The sequence below is a fragment of the Acidimicrobiales bacterium genome (assembly GCA_033344915.1).
In the GTDB taxonomy this organism is placed as follows: Bacteria; Actinomycetota; Acidimicrobiia; order Acidimicrobiales; family Aldehydirespiratoraceae; genus JAJRXC01.
On record JAWPML010000001.1, the window covers coordinates 3068242 to 3086408 of the forward strand.

Here is an 18167-nt window from a genome sequence, read left to right on the forward strand (position 1 = left end):
GAGGTCGCTTTGGACGGAGGGAGACCGCGTGGACCGCCCATGTGTGATGTTGTGCACGGCGAATGGCGTCGGCCTCGGTCACCTGTCGCGCATGATGGCGATCGCGCGCGAACTGGAATCGCGCGCCGACGTCATCATCTTCACGCTCTCTCAAGCGGTTGCGATCCCGGTCGAACACGGGTTCCACACCGAGTTCGTCCGTTCGCCGGAGTACGGCCACGTGAGTGGCAGCGAGTGGAATGCCTTCTACGCGCGACGGCTCGCGGGAATGATCGAGCTCTACCAACCGTCGGTGATCGTCTTCGACGGGTCCCACCCCTACAGCGGTCTGTGCAAGGCCGCCCGGGACCATCCCGACCGGCACTGGGTGTGGTGCCGGCGCGGCATGTGGCGCGACGGCGCGGGCCACGCGGCGATCGACCGCACCGACAGCTTCTCGCTGATCCTCGAGCCCGGCGAGTACGCCCGCGACTACGACATCGGCCTCACGGCCCGTCGCCGCGACGAGTCGCTCGAGGTCGGCCCGATCACGTTCGGCACCCCGGACGCGGTCATCCCCCGTACCGCGGCCCGCGCCGAACTCGGACTGGACCCGGACCGCCCCGCCGCCCTCCTCCAACTCGGCGCCGGCCAGATCAACGACGTCGCGTCGCTGAGCGGGAAGGTCATGTCGGCGCTGCGCCGGCGCGACGACATCCAGATCGCCGTCGCCGAGAGCATTCTCGTGCGCGACCCGGTCGAACTGCCGCCCGACGTCGTGCGGGTCCAGCGCTACCCGCTGGCCTGGTACGTCGATGCGTTCGACCTCTCCTTCATGGCCTCGGGCTACAACTCCTTCCACGAGGCGCTGTCGCTGCGCCTGCCGACGCTGTTCATCCCGAACCTCAACACGAAGATGGACGACCAGGGCGCGCGGGCCCGCTTCGCCCACGACGCCGGCGTCGGACTGCGGTGGAGCGAGACGGAGGAGGTCGCGATCGAAGGGGTGGTCGAGCAGCTGGCCGACCCGGCCGAACAGGCCCGGATGCGCGACACGATGGCTGCGCTCCCGCCGGCGGACGGCGGGTCCGGCGCCGCCGACGCGATCATGATGTGGGCCGGTCTGTGACCGTCCGCCGCACCGCCATCGGATGGGCCCGCCGCGTCTACCGCCGCGGGCTGAAGCTGCTCCCGAAGCGCGCGTCGACCGCCATCGCCACGGTCGTGTCGAGGGTGCGGCTGCAACAGGACCTGCGGCGCCCGCCGGATCCGCTGATCCTGCCCGGGACGGGACCGGTCACGCTGGTCGATGCCCGGGGCGTGGATCTCGAGACGCTCGATCGGATGGCGGAGCGGATCGCGGCCGGCCCCGATCCGGCGCGACGCATCCTGTTGATCGACCGACCCGACTTCCTCGGGCTGCGGTCGCTGGGTATCTCGTTCGAGTACGTGCCCCCGCCGACCGCTGTCACGCCGTGGTACGCCGGCGACGAACGCTACGAGGCGTTCATCGACCGTCGCCTCGCCGAGATCCGCGCGGCCTACGGGATCGAGGGCCCGCTCGACCGATCATTGCGCGACCAGTCATTGCGCGACCAGTCATTGCGCAACGACGTCTGACTCCCCGAACAGCCGGGCCAACGCCCGCACCAGGCGAGTCGGTCGCCGCCGCGGCGGCGGTCCCGCCGTGACGATCGGCAACCACGCCGGATGCTCCGGTGGTGCCGGCCCGGCGACCGCGGTGACGGCGGCATGCAGTCGGTCCACAGCCGCGAGGTCGACCGGTTCGTCACGGCGCCGCCGACGGACCCGCTCGAGATCCTGCACCATCGGCGCCCGGGCGGCGTCGACGGTCACGTCGCCGCCGGTCGAGCGCAGGGTCAGCGCCTCGGCATCGGCCCGCACCGCGTCCGTGCGCCGCCGAACGAGGGCCTGCAGGGCCTCCCAGACCCGTTCGCGGCGCACCGAGAGCGTTTCGCCACCGGGGCCGACCAGCGCGACGATCCACACATCCGTGCCGTGGTCGTCGGGCAGGATCTCGGTGTGGGCCACACCGGCATCGACCGACGCCGGGCTGACGAGCCAGGCCACCAGCTCGGGCTGATCCGTGATCGACATCGCGAGGGCGGTCGGCCCCGCCGGGTCGGCGACCGCGGCGGGTTCGGTGAGCACCGGGGCGGCGTCCACCGGCACGTCCATCAGGCGGGCGGCCACCAGTCGGACCTCGGACGGGACGGCGAGCGTCACGACTCCACGATCCGATCCAGGTTCTCGAAGGCTTCGGCGTACGCCCGCTCGTTCGTGTCGTCGATGGGCCCCAGCTCGGTGGCGATCTCGGGCAGGACCGTCGAGTACACGACGAGCCCGGCCCGAACAGAGGCGGCGAAGGCACGGGCGATCACGTCGGGCCCGGGCCGCAGTCGCAGCCGGCGGGCGACGTCGGTCGGCAACAGCAGCGTGGTCGGGCCCGATCGCTGGAGGAACGCGTCATCGGCCCGCCCGTCCAGCTCGAGATCGACGCCGAGTTCGGTGACGTGCACGAGGGCGGGACCGGCCGCGACCACATCGGCACCGACCCGGACCCGCACGGCTTCGATCGCGTCGGCGGCCCCGTCGGCGCAGTAGAGCTCGGCGGGCCGCAGCAGCACCCAGCCGGCCGACGCGGTGGTCATCGCGTCGGCGAACCGTTCGGCGTCGTCGGGGAGACCCCCGTCGCCGATCGCGATCACCGCCGTCGTCGCCGTTGCGGCACCGACGACCTCGGCCACCGCCGCGGTCCGCGCCGGGCCGGCTGCCGCGAACTCGTCGACGGCGTCGATCGAGGAGCCCAGGGCACGGGGCGTCGTCCCCATCGCGGCGGCCACCGCATGGATCCGGGCCCGGTTGACGCTGCCGCCGCACAGCGAGCTGGAGAGCACCGGTGTCGAGCCGTCGAAGACGGAGGTGAGCGGTTCCGCGATGACACCGAGCGCGGCGGCGACCTCCGGCCGCGCCGCGATCACGGCACCGGACTCGACCGCCTCGGTGAAGTCGGCCCACCAGGCGTCGTCGGTGTCCACGGCGACGATCGGCACGACGAGTCGATCGACCGCCGGCGGCTGCCAGAACGCGTAGGCGTCGTCCGGTGTGATCGTCGGCGTGTGGCGCACGGCCACCCCGGCATGCGCCCAGCGATCGGCGGCGACCGGGTCGTCGGTCACCGCGAGGTCCACGAGATCCGCGGCGAGGTCCGTCGCCTCCGGCGCCGCGACGACCCGCGTCCCGGCCGCCCGCAGCGAACGCAGCACCCGAACGACGGCGGGCGCGTCGTCGGCCCGGGTGGCACCGACCACCACGACGACGGGGGCCACCGCCGGATCCTCGTGCGGCGTGAGCCGGCCGACGTCGGGCCCGGATGCGAGGGCGGTGGCGCCGATGACGGCGAGCGGCACCGAGGGGACCGCCGGCGGGGCGAGATGGTCGCGGCGGCGCCGGAGCAGACCGCCGACGAACGGACGGACGGCGCCGATGATCGCCAACGGCCGGCGACGGGTCGCATACAACGCGCGGGCGACACGCACGGCGTGCGACGGGTACCGCTTGCGCATCGCGTCCTGCGGCACCGCGAGGCGTGCGTCGCGGGCGGCGGTCGACACGCCGGCGGCCGCGAACGCCGCCTCCCAGAGGTCAACGAGATCCGCGGCCTCGCGGGGACCCGAGTCGTCCGCCCGCCGCGCCTCGACCGCGGCGAGGCGCTCACCGAGTTGGTAGGGCCGGCGGGCGACGCGCGCCGGCGGCTCGCCGGCGGGCAAGGCCGCCTCCACGACGGCGAGTCGGGCCTCGATCTCGTCCAGTTCCGTCGCCTCGTCGGCGCGGGTCCGGTCCACCGCGCGGCGATGGGCCGTGATCTCGGCGTCCGCGGCGGCCAACTCGTGCAGGCGGGTCGCCGCCGCGGCGACGAGCCGATCCCAGCGACGGTCGATCTCGTCGGCGGACGGCGACGGACCGTCGAGTCGAGCGACGAGCGCGGGGAGCGCGTCGGCGACCGGGACGAACACGACCTGCGAGGCCCGCCCGAGCACCGCCGCGATCTCGGCCCCCTCCGCCGCCGGATGGCCGAGCGAGATGTCCGCATCGTTCCCCGGGGTGCTGCGCAACCGGACGAAGCCGGGACCGGGCCCGAGGGTCAGGGCGACGACCTCCGGCTCGCTCCCGCCGTCGTCGACCTGAGCGAGGCGGTCGATCTCCCGATCGATGGCGGTGTTCACCCGATCGCGCACCGGGCCGGACACCCGTCGGGCGTACGCGGCGTGGAGCTCCGCGTCCCACCGCAGGGCACCGTCGGTCGACGGGGTCACTCGTACCCCAGACGAGCCATCAGCTCGCCGCACACCCGCTCGAACACCTCCGTCTCGTCGTCAACCCACGGGGCGGGCGACGAGCCGGCGTTGACCCGGGCCGGCAGATCGAGATCCTCCAGGCGCAAGCAGGTGGCGGCGTGGTTCGCGATCTCCTCGTTCCAGTACCGCCAGTACCAACAGATGCGCTCGAACCGCCCCATCTCCGGCGTGTGGACGGGAAGCACCTGATTGCGATAGCCGAGATCGCCGGGCACATCGGCGTAGAGCGAGCGGGCCTGGAAGGACTTCACGACCGAGCGCCCGTCGCGCACGAGGTGGACGATCTGCGCGGCCGGATAGGCGCGGCGCAACTCGGGCAGCAGGCCCTTCCAGAAGTGGCTCGTCTCGCCGTAGAGGGCCTGGCCCGCGGCGCGACGGGCGACGTTCTCGATCGCCGGCGTCGCCCCGTCGGGTTCGTGGAGCAAGCCGTGGGCATCGGCCACGGCCTTCGATCCGGAGCGGCCGACGGACACGTGGAACACCATGGGCGGGTGGGGGTCGGCGGGTTGGGCGACGAGCCGGTCGGCCGGAACGCGGTCCCACAGATCGAGGCGGGGCGAGCCGGCTCCGGCGGCCAGCACGAGGGCGAGGTGACGGGTCGCCCTCCGGGGGCCGACGAACACCGCGTGGTCGACGATGTCGGCGGCACCGTCCAGGAACGCGAGACGGGCGCCGAGCGTCGGCTGCTCGTCGAGATCGACGTCGATGACGACCCGCTCACCGTCGCGCAGGCTCGCCGTGATGCGCTCGGCCGCGGGGTCCGACCACGAGGTGACCTCGGGCAGGACCGCACCGAGATCGGAGATCACGAGTCCGGCGGCTCGCGCCGAGACCCAGGCGACGCGATCGCGCAAGGTGTCGACGAGGGCGCCCGACGCCAGTCGGCCGGCGTGGAGCTCGCCGAGGAGCTCGGGCGTCACGCGGCCCCCGGCCCGGTGGCCGGCAGCTGGGAGACGGGAGGGAGAACGCGTTCGTACATGCGGAGGGAGGGCCGGGAACGGCCACTGTACCCCTTGGCGAAGGCGCCCGAACGAGAGGGTGATGGCCTAGAGTGACCGCCCGAACCCCCACGGAAAGCGACTCCATGTCCGAATTGGATCTCGTCATCGTCGGCCTTGGCTATGTGGGCCTTCCCCTCGCCCAGGAGGCGGTCGCCTCCGGGCTCCAGGTGACCGGCTTCGACGTCTCCACCCGTGCGGTCGACGGCCTCAACAACGGCTCGTCCCACGTGGACGACCTCAGCGACGACGACATCGCCACGATGCTCGCCGGCGGCTTCTCGGCGACCACCGACCCGGCCTGCATCGCGGGCGCCGACGTGGTCGTCATCTGCGTGCCCACCCCGCTGCGCGACGACACGACGCCGGACCTCGGCGCCGTCGAGTCATCCGCGGCGGCGATCGCCGCCAACCTCACCGCCGGCACGCTGGTGGTCCTCGAGTCGACGACCTACCCGGGCACGACCGACGACGTGGTTCGGCCGATCCTGGAGTCCGGAAGCGGTCTGACGGCCGGCACCGACTTCGCCCTCGCCTACTCGCCCGAGCGCATCGATCCGGGCAACCCGCAGTACGGCCTGCGCAACACGCCGAAGGTCGTGGGTGGCTACACCGACGCTTGCACCGAGCGCGCCGTGGCGTTCTACGGCCAGGTCGTCGACACCGTGGTACCGACCGTCGGCACCCGCGAGGCCGAGATGGCGAAGCTGTTGGAGAACACCTACCGCCACGTGAACATCGCCCTCGTCAACGAGATGGCGATCTTCAGCCACGACCTCGACATCGACCTGTGGGCGGCGATCGACGCGGCCAAGACCAAGCCGTTCGGCTTCCAGGCCTTCTACCCCGGCCCGGGGGTCGGCGGTCACTGCATTCCCATCGACCCGAACTACCTCTCCTACGCCGTGCGCTCGCTCGGCTACCAGTTCCGGTTCGTCGAGCTCGCCCAGGAGGTCTCCGGCCGGATGCCCGCCTATGTCGCGGCCCGGATCCAGACGCTGCTCAACGACCACAAGAAGCCGGTGAACGGCTCCAAGGTCCTCCTCCTCGGGGTCACCTACAAGGCCGACATCTCCGATGAGCGCGAGACCCCGGCTCGACCGCTCGTCACCCGGCTCCAGGCGATGGGCGCGGACGTGTCCTTCTTCGACCCCCACGTCGAGCGCTTCGAGGTCAACGGGCAGGAGCTGCCCCAGGCCGCTGACCTCAACGCCGCGATCGCGGATGCCGACGTCGTCGTGCTCGTCCAGACCCATTCGCAGATCCTCGAGGAGGCCGACTTCTCGGCTGCTGCGGCAGTCCTCGACACCCGCGGCGCCCTCGAGGGACCCAACATCGTCAGGCTCTGAGTGCTGTGCGGGTGCTCGTCGCGACGATCGTGCATCGTCCCGAAGATGCCCGCATCCGCCATCGGCAGATCCCGGCGCTGCTCGAGGCCGGCATCGACGTCACGTATGTCGCGCCCGACGGCGACACCAGCCCCGGCCACGACCGGCTCGAACGCATCGTCGTGCCCGGAGCCCGCGGCCGCGATCGGCTCCGCGCCCTGCGGGCCGTCCGCCCCGTCCTCCGCGAAGCCTCGGCCCGTGCCGACTTGACGGTCCTGCACGATCCCGAGCTGCTGCTCGTCGCCGGTGCGATCACCGGGCCCGTGCTCTGGGACGTCCACGAGGACCTGGCCGCCCAGATCGGGGACAAGTCCTGGATCCCGGGACCGCTGCGGGGGATCGGCTCGATCGGGGCCCGGATGCTCGAGCGACGGGGCCGCTCGCTGCCCCGCACCATCGCCGAAGCCGGCTACCGCGACCGCCACCCCGACGCCGTGCTCGTCCCGAACTCCGTACGGGTCCCCGACGAGGTGCGCCCGCCCGGCACGACCCGGCTCGTCTACCTCGGCCGGGTGTCGAGCGGACGGGGGGCCGACGTGCTCGTGGAGGTCGCCCGGCGGATGCCCGACGATCTCGTGCTCGACGTGATCGGCCACGCCGACCCCGGGGTCGAGCTCGATGCCCCCCGGCTGTCGAGCTGGGGGTTCGTCGCCAACGACGTCGCCCTCGACGCGGTCGAAGGCGCGCTGGCCGGCCTCTCACTCCTGCAGGACCTCCCGAACTACCGGCACTCCCTTCCCACCAAGATCCTCGAATACATGGCCCGGGGGGTGCCCGTGATCACGACGCCCCTGCCGAGCGCGGTCGAGGTGGTCGAGACCCACGACTGCGGCATCGTCGTCGGGTTCGACGACGCCCGGGCCGTGGCCGACGCGGCCGGGCGCCTCCGCGACGACCCCGAGCTGCGGGCCCGCCTCGCCGCCAACGGCCGCGCCGCGGTGGCCGCTCACCACAACTGGGCGATCGACGGCGCCCGGATGGTCGACTACTACCGCGAGCTCGCCGGCGGGTGACTCAACCCCGGAAGGTCATACCCCGGTAGCCCGGCGAGAAGCCGGCGGACTCGAGCCGGGCGGCCCACTCGGTCTCCCGGATGGACACGCCGTCGACCTTGGCGATCTCGAGCTTCTTCAGCCGGCCGTTCTTGACGAGCTCCTGGAGGGCGCCGATCCACGCCGGGCCGTCGGCCGCGCCGGGGAAGGTGATCAGCGACTTGCCGCCCCGTTCGAGCTCGACGAGCGGACGGCCGTCCTGGAGCACGACGAGCGCCCCGGCGGCCCGCACCGGACGACCGGCGGACTCCGGCCAGGCCACCGCAGCCCCGTAGGGCTGGGCGGGATCGGTCGCGGCGAGGACGAGCGGCTCGGTGTCGACGTCGACCTCGCGCACCGCCCGCAGCCGGTCCACCGCGCCCGGGAGGGCGAACTGGGCGGCGCCGAGCCCCGCCACGAAATAGCCACGGCGCACCTCACCGCGCTCCTCCAACGCCTTCAACAGTGGATAGACACCGGCGAACCCGCCCTCGTGCCCCTCGCCCAACGCCGCCTCCCGGGTGAGGACGCCATAGCGGTCGAGGAGTTGGTGCGCCCGGGCGTGGGCCGTCTCGGTGGGGGTCGGCACGGGCGACCGCAGCGGGGCCACGAGCGACCAGCGACCGGCGGCGGCCGGCGGGCCGAGCCGATTCAGGCCGCCGGGACGGGCCCGGCGGCGCCGCCCGCCCGCAGCCGCCCGCCCGCCCGACTTCGTGGTGGTACCCGCCACCATCGCCCGCAGCGGCGCCAGCGTGTCGTTGGTGACCTCGCCGGCCCAGACGAGATCCCACAGGGCCGCGAGCACGGTGACCTCGTCGTAGGGCAACTCGGCCGCGGCGACTGCAGCGACGAGCTCCGGCCAGAAGGACGCGCCGCGCGAACCGAGATGGGACCGCAGGGTGTCGTGGATCGGCTCGGCCGGGGCATCGTCGGCGGGCGGGGCGAGCAGGCCGACCTGGTCGCGATACAGCAACCGCACCCGACCATCGGTGGCGCCGACCGCGCCGGCACCGACCCACACCACCTCGCCGGTCGTGCACAGCGTGTCGAGATCGCTGGGCTGATAGCCGCCGACCCGGGCGGGCAGGACGTCGACCTCGAGAACCGACGCGGCGATCGGCGCGCCCTGGAGCTGCGTGACCACTTCGGCGAGGCCGTCGACGCCGCGCCGGCGGCTCCCCACGCCCTGCCAGGCCGGGAGGAACCGGGCCAGCGCCTCCGCCTCGACCGGCTCGATCTCGTGGCGCAACACCGCGAGCGAGCGCCGGCGCAGCTGCCGGAGCACGTCGTCGTCGCAGTACTCGCGCTCGATCCCGCCCGGCCGGAACTCGCCGCGCACGACCCGCCCGTCCGCGAGCAGGCGCTCGAGGGCGACGGTGACCCGGTCGACGGTGATGCCGAGCCACCGGGCGATGTCGCGGGCGAGGAAGGGGCCGTGGGTGCGCGCGTAGCGCGAGCAGAGATCACCGAGGGGGTCGTCCACCGGATCGGTGAACACGGCGGGCAGGCCCACCGGCAGCGCGGCCCCGACGGCGTCACGGAGGCGGGCGGCGTCGTCGGAGGCGGCGATCCGGTCCGCGCCGCCGCCGGCCGCGTCGCCGATGCGGACCTCGAAGGCCCGCCGCTCCTCGAGCAGCTGGCGCACCCACCCACTCACGTCCGCCCCATCCACCGCGCGGGCGTCGAGGTCCGGGAGCGAGAGCGGCCCGAGGCGCCGCAGCAGGTCGTGGAGTTCGTCGCGGTCGCGGGCCTTACGGCCGTCGACCAGACACTGGAGTTCGAGCTCCACGTCGGCGAGCACCTCGGCCGACAGGAGCTCGCGCAACTCCTCGGCGCCGAGCAGGTCACGGAGGAGGTCGCGGTCGAGGGCGAGGGCCGCGGCCCGGCGCTCCGCGATGGGGGCATCGCCCTCGTACATGTAGACGGCGATCCACGAGAACAGCAGGGACTGGGCGAACGGAGACGCCTTCGGCGTGTCGACCGGCACGACCCGGATCCTGCGGCTCCGCAGGTCCCGCATCACCTCGCGCACGGCCGGGAGGTCGAAGACGTCGTTGACACACTCCCGGGTGGCCTCCAGCAACATCGGAAACGACGGGTACTTGGCGGCGACCGACAGGAGGTCCGCCGCCCGTTGACGCTGCTGCCACAGCGGGGTGCGCTGGTCCGGCCGGCGACGGGGCAGCAAGAGCGCCCGCGCCGAACACTCGCGGAACCGCGACGCGAACATCGCGGTGTCGGGCAGGCGGCTGATGATCAACTCGTCGATCTCGTCCGGGTCGAAGAGCAGCTCGTCGACCGGGAGCTGGTCCATCGCCTCCGGGAGGCGCATCACGATGCCGTCGTCGCTCCACATCAGCTCGACGTCGGTGCCCCATTCCTCACCGAGCCGCGCCTGCAGCGCCATGCCCCAGGGCGCGTGGACCTGGGCGCCGAAGGGCGTCAGGATGCAGACCCGCCAGTCGCCGATCTCGTCGCGGAACCGCTCGACCACGACCGTCTGGTCGTCGGGGATCGCCCCACTCACCTCGAACTGCTCGTCGAGGTACCCCATCAGGTTCTGCGCCGAGAGCTCGTCGAGGCCGTGGCGCTCACGCAGACGCGACAGCGGGTCCTTCTCCGTGCGGATCTCGCGGACGAAAGCGCCGATGGCGCGGCCCAGCTCGAGCGGCCGACCCGGCCCGTCGCCGTGCCAGAACGGCATCTTGCCGGGTTGACCGGGCGCGGGGGTGACGACGACGCGCTCGAAGGTGATGTCCTCGATGCGCCAGGTGGACGCGCCGAGCAGGAAGGTCTCCCCCACCCGGCTCTCGTAGACCATCTCCTCGTCCAGCTCGCCGACCCGGGTGCCGTCGGGCAGGAACACGCCGAAGAGTCCGCGGTCCGGGATGGTGCCGGCGTTGGTGACCGCGAGCCGCTGGCTCCCCTTGCGCCCCCGCAGGGTGCCCGTGACGCGGTCGTAGACGATGCGGGGACGCAGCTCCGAGAACTCCTCGGACGGGTAGGTGCCCGACAGCAGGTCGAGCACGTTGCCGAGAACCTCGTCGGAGAGATCGGCGAAGTTGGCGCTGCGGCGGACGACCCGGCTGAGCTCGTCGACGTCCCAGTCGTCCATCGCGCACATCGCGACGATCTGCTGGGCGAGGACGTCGAGCGGATTGCGCGGGTAGCGCGTCTCCTCGATCAGGCCCTGGTGCATCCGGTCGACAACGACCGCCGCCTCGAGCAGGTCCGCCCGGTGTTTCGGGAAGATCTTGCCCCGGCTCGGCTCGCCGACCTGGTGGCCGGCCCGACCGATCCGCTGCATGCCGGAGGCGACACTGCCCGGCGACGCGACCTGCACCACGAGGTCGACGGCGCCCATGTCGATGCCGAGCTCGAGCGACGAGGTGGCGACGAGCCCCTTCAGGTCCCCGCGCTTCAGCTCGTCCTCGATCTGCAGGCGCCGTTCCCGCGAGAGTGAGCCGTGGTGGGCTTTCACCAGCTCCTCGCCCTCGGCGGCGCCGCGGCCGGTCTGCTCGTCGGCCGCGCCGACGATGACGGGCGGAGCGGCGAGCGGGGTGCCGTCCTCGCGGTGCCTGGCCTCGATCGCGAGCTCGTTGAGCCGGGTGGCGAGCCGTTCGCTGAGGCGACGGGCGTTGGAGAAGATCAGGGTCGACCGATGGGTCTCCACCAGCTCGAGCAGGCGGGGGTGCATGGACGGCCAGATGCTGCGCCGCCCCGGCGATGCCGCGGCCGGCCCGTCGATGGGCGCCTCGACCCGCTCGCCGAGGGCGCCCATGTCCTCGATGGGCACGACGACCTCGATGTCGAGCTCCTTGCGGGCGCCCGCGTCCACCACGGTGACCGGCCGGGGCGTGAGCGTGCCGTCCGCGGCCACGTCGGCGCCGCCGAGGAAACGGGCGATCTCGTCGAGGGGACGCTGGGTGGCCGAGAGCGCGATGCGTTGGGGGGACACCGCGGTGCGCTCCTCCAGCCGTTCGAGCGACAGCATGAGGTGGGCGCCGCGCTTGGTGCCCGCCATCGCGTGGATCTCGTCGATGATCACGTGCTGCACGTTGCCGAGGGTCTCGCGCGCCTGCGACGTGAGCATGAGGTACAGCGATTCGGGCGTCGTGATCAGGATGTCGGGCGGATGGCGGACCAGCTGGCGCCGCTCCCGGGTGGGCGTGTCGCCCGTGCGGATGCCGACCGTGGGGATGTGGACGTCGGCGCCGAGCCGCTCGGCCGCGAAGCCGATCCCCTGGAGCGGGGCCCGCAGGTTCTTCTCGACGTCGACCGCGAGGGCCCGCAGCGGCGACAGGTAGACCACCCGGGTGCGGGCCTGTTCGTCCTCCGGGACCGGGTCCACCGAGAGCCGGTCGAGCGCCCAGAGGAAGGCCGACAGGGTCTTGCCCGTGCCGGTCGGCGCCAGGATCAGCGTGTGGTCGCCGTCGGCGATCGCCGGCCAGCCCTCGACCTGTGGCGGTGTGGGCGCGCGGAAGGTCGTGGTGAACCACTGGCGGACCGGTTCGGAGAACCGTCCGAGCGCATCCATTGCATCGACCACACCCGCAACCTACCGACCCCCGGTGACACCGTGCCCTCGGCGTTTGCGGAGCGGTGTTTTAGACTGACCCGTATGGCCGAGTACGAGTCACCCGAGTGGCACCCGGCGTTCGAGGAATACTGCGAGACGATCTTCGAGCTCGCGGAGGACGACTTCGACGTCATCCAGGCCCGCATCGCGGAGCGCCTCGACGTCAGCCGCCCCGCGGTCTCCGAGATGGTGAAGCGGATGGAGGCTGAGGGCCTCGTCGAAGCCGGACGCCAGATCACGCTGACCGACAAGGGTCGCCACCTCGCCGAGACCGTCGTGCGTCGTCATCGGCTCGCCGAGCGCTTCCTCACCGACATCCTCGGTCTGTCGTGGGCCGATGCCCATCAGGAAGCGGGCAAGTGGGAGCACGTGATCTCCCCCATGGTCGAGGCCGCGATGATGGCCCGGTTGGACGACCCCACCACCTGCCCCCACGGCAACCCGATTCCGGGATCGGGCTACGAAGCCCCCGACCTGGTCACCCTCGACACCATCGCGGTGGGTGCCGACTTCACGGTTCGGCGGATCCCCGAGGAGCTCGAATTCACCCACGGGATGCTCGACTTTCTCGAACAGTCGTCCATCACCCCCGGCTCCACGGGCCGGATGACGGCGATGTCACCCGATGGCACGGCGACGGTCGAGATCGACGGGTCCGCGGTCGGGGTCGGCGAGTTCGCCTCCGCCCGCATCCTCGTCACCTCCGCTCAGTAGACATCACTGCGGCGAAGGACGACGGCCCAGGTCAGCACCGCGCTCAGCGCGATCAACACGAGGGCGGCCAACGACTCCTGGGCGAGGTTGAGCCGCTCGCCCGCGCTCCAGATCTCCGTGGCCAGCGTCTCGAATCCCGGCGGCGACAGCAGACGCGTCGCCGGCAGCTCCTTCATCGTCGAGAGCATGACGAGACCGGCACCGGCGAGGAGTCCCGGCGTCATCAACGGCAACTCGACGGTGAGGAACCGGCGCACGCGGCCGGCGCCGAGCGTGGCGGCGGCATCGCCGAGCCGGTCGGGCACCGCGCCGACCGCGACGTGTGCGGCGCGGGTGGCCTGCGCACCGAAGTGCAGGACATAGGCGACGATCATGAGCGGGAGGGTCTGGTACCAGCTGCCGAGGATCGGCGACTGGAGGACCCAGAACACGAGCGACAACGCGATGACGACGCCCGGGAGGGCGAAACCGGCGACGACCATGCCGTTGGCGGCACCGCCCACGCGGGAGCGGTAGCGGGCGGTGAGCCAGGCGACCGGGAGGACGACCGCGATGGCGACGGCGGCCGTGATCAGGCCCGTCTGGGCCGTGTTCAACGCCGGTGACACCAGGTCGCCGACGTCGGTGCGCAGGCCCGGTGAGGGATTGTCGGCCGACAGCCCCCGCCACGACCAGAAGCCGAACACCGCCATCGGACCGAGCAGGGCGTTGGCGAGGACCGCGCCCCCCGCGAGCATCGCCGGCCACTTCCAGCGGCCGAGCGGCACGATCATCGGGTCACGCGTGCGGACGGCCTCGACGCGTTGGCGGCGCCGGTCGAGCGACCGTTCGGCCATCACGACGGTGAGCGCGACCACCCCGAGCACGAGCGAGAGCCCCATCGAGCGGGCCTGGTCGAAGACCCGGTCCGAGTAGATGTCTCGGGTGAGCGTGCTGTAGCCCATGCGCTCGACCGCGCCCCAGTCGCTGATCGTGTAGAGGAACACGAGCAGGGCGCCGGCCCAGATCGCGCCGGCGGACTGGGGCAGGACGACGGTGCGGAAGACGGTCCACGGTGACCGGCCGAGCAGGCGGGCCGACTCCTCCAGCGAGGGCGACAGCGACGACATCCGCGCCGCCACCGGGAGGTACACGTAGGGATAGGTGAAGAGGGTGAGCACGAGCCACGCCCCGCGGAAGCCCCGCATGTCGGGCAGGTCGGTGATGCCGATCGGCGAGAGGATCTCCTCGGCGAGTCCTCCGGTCGCGAACGCGGCGATCAGCGCCGACGCGCCGACGAAGCTCGGGATCACGAGCGGGAGTGGGGCGAGGATCCGCCAGACCCGGCGGCCCGGGATGTCGGTGCGAAACGTCAACCAGGCGAGCCCGGTCCCGACGACCGCGGCACTGAAGGCCACGGTGGTGCCGAGCCACAGCGACCGGCGGAGAGGATCCCACGTGTCGCGGGACCAGATGATCGAGCCGAAGTCGGTGCCCAGATCGACGTTGCGGGAGACGACGTACGCGAAGGGACCCAGAAAGACGAGGCCGGTCGCCAGACCGACGAGCAGTAAGGCGACCGGCGGCCGCCTACTCCTGGATGCCACTCTCGCGGATCAGCTCGATCGTGCCCTGGAGGCCGTCGCCGAGCGCATCGAGTTCGATCGTGTCCGTCGTGTAGCCGTCGAGGGCGGGAAGGCCCTCGGGAGCGGCGACGCCCGGAAGCAGCGGGTACTCCTGGGTCTCCGCCGCGAACGTCGCCTGGGCATCCGCGCTGAGGAGGAACTCGATCAGCTGCTGCGCCTCGTCCTGGTGGTCCGAGGACTCGAGGACGGCGCCGCCGGTGACGATCACGAGCGAGCCGAGGTCGTCCGGCGCGAGGAAGTGGTTCAGGCTCGGCAGGGACGGATCGGCTTCGAGCGCCCGCAGGTTGTAGTAGTGGTTCACGAGCCCCATGGGGATCTCGCCGCGGCCCACGGCCTCGACGATCGCGGAGTTCTTCGGATAGTTCGGTGAGCCGTTGGCGGCCATGCCCTCGAGCCAGGCGCGGGTGGCCTCGTCACCGAGCTCGCTGCGCATCGCGGTCACGAAATCCTGGAACGAACCGTTGCCAGGGGCGACGCCGACCTGGCCGGCGTACTGCTCGTCGACGAGATCGAGCACCGAATCGGGCAGGTCCGCCGCGTCGACCAGCTCGTCGTTGTAGACGAGCACCCGCACGCGGCCCGTGATGCCGACCCAGGTGCCGTCGCTGGCGGAGAAGCCGGGATCCACGAGATCCGTCAGCGTGTCGTCGAGCGTGACGAGCCGATCCTCGCCGGCGAGCAGACCGAGCGCCCCGGGGCTCTGGGAGATGAAGACGTCGGCCGGCGAGTTGTCGCCCTCGGTCTGGATCAGCAGGGCGAGATCGGCGGAGCCTTCGTACTTCGCCTCGACGTCGATTCCCGTCGCCTCGGTGAAGGCCTCGAGCAACGGCTCGATGAGCTCCTGGTCGCGACCGGAGTAGACGGTGAGGGTGATGTCGCCGTCACCGCTGCTGTCGTCGCTGCACGCGGTGGCGAGCAGGGCAACGGTGAGGACGATGGAAAGGATGCGTGTGAGTTTCTTCATGGGCGGGACGGTAACGCGTTCTCGTTCGATGTTAGGCATCCTTAACGTGTGGCGTTCGTCACATACGATTCGGCGCTGAACGATACGGCGGGGTCGCCGCGATGCGTGACCGCTACCGTGTCGCCCGGCTGGAACGCCGACGCCCCCGTCATCCGGCTGCGCACGATCGTGCCGTCGGGGAGGGCGACGGTGCTGAGCGCGTCGTGGCCGTAGTACTCGACCTCCGTCACGACGGCCCCGACCCCCGGCGTGATCACGATCTCCTCGGGCCGCAGGAGCACCCGGACCGGCCCGGTGGTCGGCTCGACCAGCGGCACGACGCCGAGTGCGGTCGTGGCTCGGTCACCGGTCGCGTCACCGTGGAGCAGTTCGGCTTCGCCGACGAACTCGGCGAGCCACGGATCGGCCGGGCGGGTGTAGAGCTCGGCCGGTGGTGCCTGCTGGACGACGACGCCGTCGCGCATCACCGCCACCTCGTCACCGAGGACGAATGCCTCGTCCTGGTCGTGGGTCACGAAGATCGCGGTGATGGCGAGGTCGCGCAGGAGGGTCTGCACCTCGGCGCGCACGTCGGCACGCAGATGGGTGTCGAGACTCGAGAACGGCTCGTCGAGGAGCAGCACGGTCGGACGCGGTGCCAGCGCCCGGGCCAGCGCGACCCGCTGCTGCTGACCGCCACTGAGCGAGCCGGGCAGCCGCAGGGCGAGATCGGTCACGCCGACCATCTCGAGCAGAGCCAGCACCCGTTCACGGGCCTTGGGGTTCCGCCGGAACCGTCGGCTGCGGATCCCCTTCGGGAGTCCGTAGGCGATGTTGGCCGCGACGGTGAGGTGGGGGAACAACGCCCAGTCCTGGAACACGAGTCCGACGGAGCGCTCCTCGGGCGCGACCTGCCGACCGTCGCCGGCGACCCGGTTCTCGCCGAGCCAGATCTCCCCGTGGTCGATCGGCTGGAGTCCGGCGATCGCGCGCAGGAGCGTCGTCTTGCCGCAGCCGCTCGGACCGAGGATCGCCAGCTGGGACCCGGCGGTGATGTCGAGCGACACGCCCCGCAGCACGGGCGCGTCCGACAACTCGACGCGCACGTCGCGCACCGAGACACCAGGGGCACCCTCCGTGATGTGAGGCATGCCTTACACGCTACCGGTCGCGAGGGAGCGGCCAAAACCGGAACCGAGCCGGTTCTCGGCGTGTAGGGCAGCTACAACGTACGAATCGCAGGAGGTGCTCTGGACGACGAGGCCTGGGTCCGCCGGGCCCAGCAGGGTGACGATCGGGCTTTCGAGGAGCTCGTCCGTCGGCACCAACGCGCCGCGATTCGCCTCGCCGCGACCATCGCCGGCTCGGCGTCGGCGGTCGACGCGGCCCAGGAGGGTTTCCTGCGAGCCCACCGGGCGCTCTCCCGGTTCGACCCTTCCCGTCCCTTCCGCCCATGGCTGCTCCGCATCGTCGCCAACGCCGCGAAGAACGAGGTCCGCTCCTCGGTACGCCATCTCCGGCTCGTCGGCCGCGCTCGGTCCGTCCGGATCGACCTCGCGCCGGACGAGGATCCGGTCGTTCGCGACGAGGCGCGTACGGCGTTGATCGACGCCCTCAGCCGGCTCTCCATCGACGATCGCACCATCATCGCTCTGCGCTGGTTCGAGGAGATGAGCGAGGCCGACATGGCCGAGGTGCTCGACGTCCGACCCGGCACCGTCAAGAGCCGGCTGCATCGGGCCATGGCGCGCCTTCGCGCCGAATTGGAAGGCGCCGAATTGGAGGAGAAGGAGGGGGACGGGCATGACTGACGCCGAACTCGGTGAACGCCTCGGCGCTCTGCGCGACGCGATCGAACCCGTCGATGTCCAACTCCGCATCGATCTGGCGCGTGATCGTCCGAATCGGGGGCGACCGATCGTGCAGGTCGCTGCCGCGGTGTTGCTCCTCGTCGTCGCCTCCGTGATCGTCATCGCCCCGGCCCGCACCGCCGTCGCCGACTGGCTCGGCATCGGCTCCACCTCGATCGACATCGAGGACGAGCTCCCCCCCGCCACGACCATCGACCCGCCGGCCACACCGAGCGACGACGCCGCCCCCACGATCGAGGAAGCCGCCGCCGACGAGCTCGAATTGACCGTCCGGCTGCCGCGGCACCCCGATCTCGGCGATCCCGTCGGCTGGGAGATCCGAAGCATCGAGGGTGGGGTCCGTGAGCTCGTGGTCGACTGGTCCGGCCCGGCCGGCGACGTTCGGCTCACGGCGTGGTCGGCGACCGCCGATGTCGCCTTCCGCAAGATCGTCACCAGCGAACCGGTCTTCGACGAACGACTCGACACCGACGGCGACCCTGCTGTCTGGCTGAGCGGGCCCCACGTCCGGGACCTCGGCGACGATGCCGTGCTGGTCGACTCCACCCTGCTCTGGATCCGGGATGGGGTCGAGTACCGGCTCTCCGGCCCCGAGCTCACGCTCGAACGTGCGGTCGAGCTCGCGGCCACCCAGCCCTAGATCACCCAGGCTTCGGGCTC

The 18167-nt window shown here is 71.9% G+C and carries 14 protein-coding genes; 6 read left to right on the plus strand and 8 right to left on the minus strand.

Going from position 1 to position 18167, the window contains the following annotated elements; all coding sequences use genetic code 11:
* Positions 1–28: 28 nt before the first annotated feature.
* Both R8F63_14680 and R8F63_14685 read left to right on the plus strand, forming a co-directional pair.
* Entirely contained in the window at positions 29–1108 is a 1080-nt protein-coding gene (locus R8F63_14680; GenBank protein MDW3219857.1) for a hypothetical protein, read from the plus strand.
* A complete protein-coding gene (locus R8F63_14685) occupies positions 1105–1599 on the plus strand; it encodes a hypothetical protein (protein ID MDW3219858.1) in 495 nt (164 codons plus the stop codon). Before R8F63_14680 ends, R8F63_14685 begins: the two co-directional genes overlap by 4 nt.
* Here the strand turns inward: R8F63_14685 and R8F63_14690 are convergent.
* From R8F63_14690 to R8F63_14700, 3 genes are read right to left on the minus strand one after another with little or no spacing between them, the layout of a single operon-like run.
* Positions 1579–2226 (minus strand): hypothetical protein, encoded by a 648-nt coding sequence (locus tag R8F63_14690; GenBank protein MDW3219859.1) that lies wholly within the window; start codon positions 2224–2226, stop codon positions 1579–1581. The two genes, R8F63_14685 and R8F63_14690, sit on opposite strands and share 21 nt — an antisense overlap.
* The gene (locus R8F63_14695; protein ID MDW3219860.1) at positions 2223–4316 is read right to left on the minus strand and encodes a hypothetical protein; all 2094 of its coding nucleotides are present in this window, start codon (positions 4314–4316) and stop codon (positions 2223–2225) included. Before R8F63_14695 ends, R8F63_14690 begins: the two co-directional genes overlap by 4 nt.
* On the minus strand, positions 4313–5278 hold the full coding sequence (locus R8F63_14700; GenBank protein MDW3219861.1) for a hypothetical protein: 966 nt from the start codon (positions 5276–5278) through the stop codon (positions 4313–4315). Before R8F63_14700 ends, R8F63_14695 begins: the two co-directional genes overlap by 4 nt.
* Positions 5279–5442: 164 nt before the next feature.
* Between R8F63_14700 and R8F63_14705 the strand changes: the two genes are divergently transcribed.
* Entirely contained in the window at positions 5443–6705 is a 1263-nt protein-coding gene (locus R8F63_14705; protein MDW3219862.1) for a nucleotide sugar dehydrogenase, read from the plus strand.
* 5 nt (positions 6706–6710) lie between these two features.
* A complete protein-coding gene (locus R8F63_14710; protein MDW3219863.1) occupies positions 6711–7757 on the plus strand; it encodes a glycosyltransferase in 1047 nt (348 codons plus the stop codon).
* Position 7758: 1 nt separating this feature from the next.
* Here R8F63_14710 and R8F63_14715 read toward each other — a convergent pair whose 3' ends face one another.
* The gene (locus R8F63_14715) at positions 7759–12324 is read right to left on the minus strand and encodes a DEAD/DEAH box helicase (GenBank protein ID MDW3219864.1); all 4566 of its coding nucleotides are present in this window, start codon (positions 12322–12324) and stop codon (positions 7759–7761) included.
* 72 nt (positions 12325–12396) lie between these two features.
* On the opposite strand from R8F63_14715, the gene R8F63_14720 reads away from it, so the two are divergent.
* Complete coding sequence (locus R8F63_14720; protein ID MDW3219865.1) at positions 12397–13068, plus strand: metal-dependent transcriptional regulator; 672 nt, start codon at positions 12397–12399, stop codon at positions 13066–13068.
* Here the strand turns inward: R8F63_14720 and R8F63_14725 are convergent.
* The 4 genes from R8F63_14725 to R8F63_14740 are packed head-to-tail and all read right to left on the minus strand — an operon-like array spanning position 13062 to position 17441.
* Positions 13062–14654 carry an iron ABC transporter permease gene (locus R8F63_14725; protein ID MDW3219866.1) on the minus strand — a complete coding sequence of 531 codons (1593 nt, stop codon included), beginning with the start codon at positions 14652–14654 and terminating at the stop codon, positions 13062–13064. The genes R8F63_14720 and R8F63_14725 overlap by 7 nt on opposite strands.
* Positions 14638–15657 carry an iron ABC transporter substrate-binding protein gene (locus R8F63_14730; protein ID MDW3219867.1) on the minus strand — a complete coding sequence of 340 codons (1020 nt, stop codon included), beginning with the start codon at positions 15655–15657 and terminating at the stop codon, positions 14638–14640. The genes R8F63_14725 and R8F63_14730 overlap by 17 nt, the downstream gene beginning before the upstream one ends.
* A 41-nt stretch (positions 15658–15698) precedes the next feature.
* The gene (locus R8F63_14735; protein MDW3219868.1) at positions 15699–16787 is read right to left on the minus strand and encodes an ABC transporter ATP-binding protein; all 1089 of its coding nucleotides are present in this window, start codon (positions 16785–16787) and stop codon (positions 15699–15701) included.
* A gap of 3 nt (positions 16788–16790) precedes the next feature.
* Positions 16791–17441, minus strand: a complete 651-nt coding sequence (locus R8F63_14740) for a hypothetical protein (GenBank protein ID MDW3219869.1) — start codon at positions 17439–17441, stop codon at positions 16791–16793.
* Here R8F63_14740 and R8F63_14745 point away from each other — a divergent pair.
* Positions 17440–18147, plus strand: a complete 708-nt coding sequence (locus tag R8F63_14745; GenBank protein ID MDW3219870.1) for a hypothetical protein — start codon at positions 17440–17442, stop codon at positions 18145–18147. The genes R8F63_14740 and R8F63_14745 overlap by 2 nt on opposite strands.
* Positions 18148–18167 lie beyond the last annotated feature (20 nt).

Bases quoted from the DNA above. Each gene is read 5' to 3' on its own strand.
- R8F63_14705 (MDW3219862.1), top strand. From the start codon at position 5,443: ATGTCCGAATTGGATCTCGTCATCGTCGGCCTTGGCTATGTGGGCCTT.
- R8F63_14735 (MDW3219868.1), bottom strand. From the start codon at position 16,787: ATGCCTCACATCACGGAGGGTGCCCCTGGTGTCTCGGTGCGCGACGTG.
- R8F63_14740 (MDW3219869.1), bottom strand. From the start codon at position 17,441: ATGCCCGTCCCCCTCCTTCTCCTCCAATTCGGCGCCTTCCAATTCGGC.
- R8F63_14745 (MDW3219870.1), top strand. From the start codon at position 17,440: ATGACTGACGCCGAACTCGGTGAACGCCTCGGCGCTCTGCGCGACGCG.
- R8F63_14720 (MDW3219865.1), top strand. From the start codon at position 12,397: ATGGCCGAGTACGAGTCACCCGAGTGGCACCCGGCGTTCGAGGAATAC.
- R8F63_14730 (MDW3219867.1), bottom strand. From the start codon at position 15,657: ATGAAGAAACTCACACGCATCCTTTCCATCGTCCTCACCGTTGCCCTG.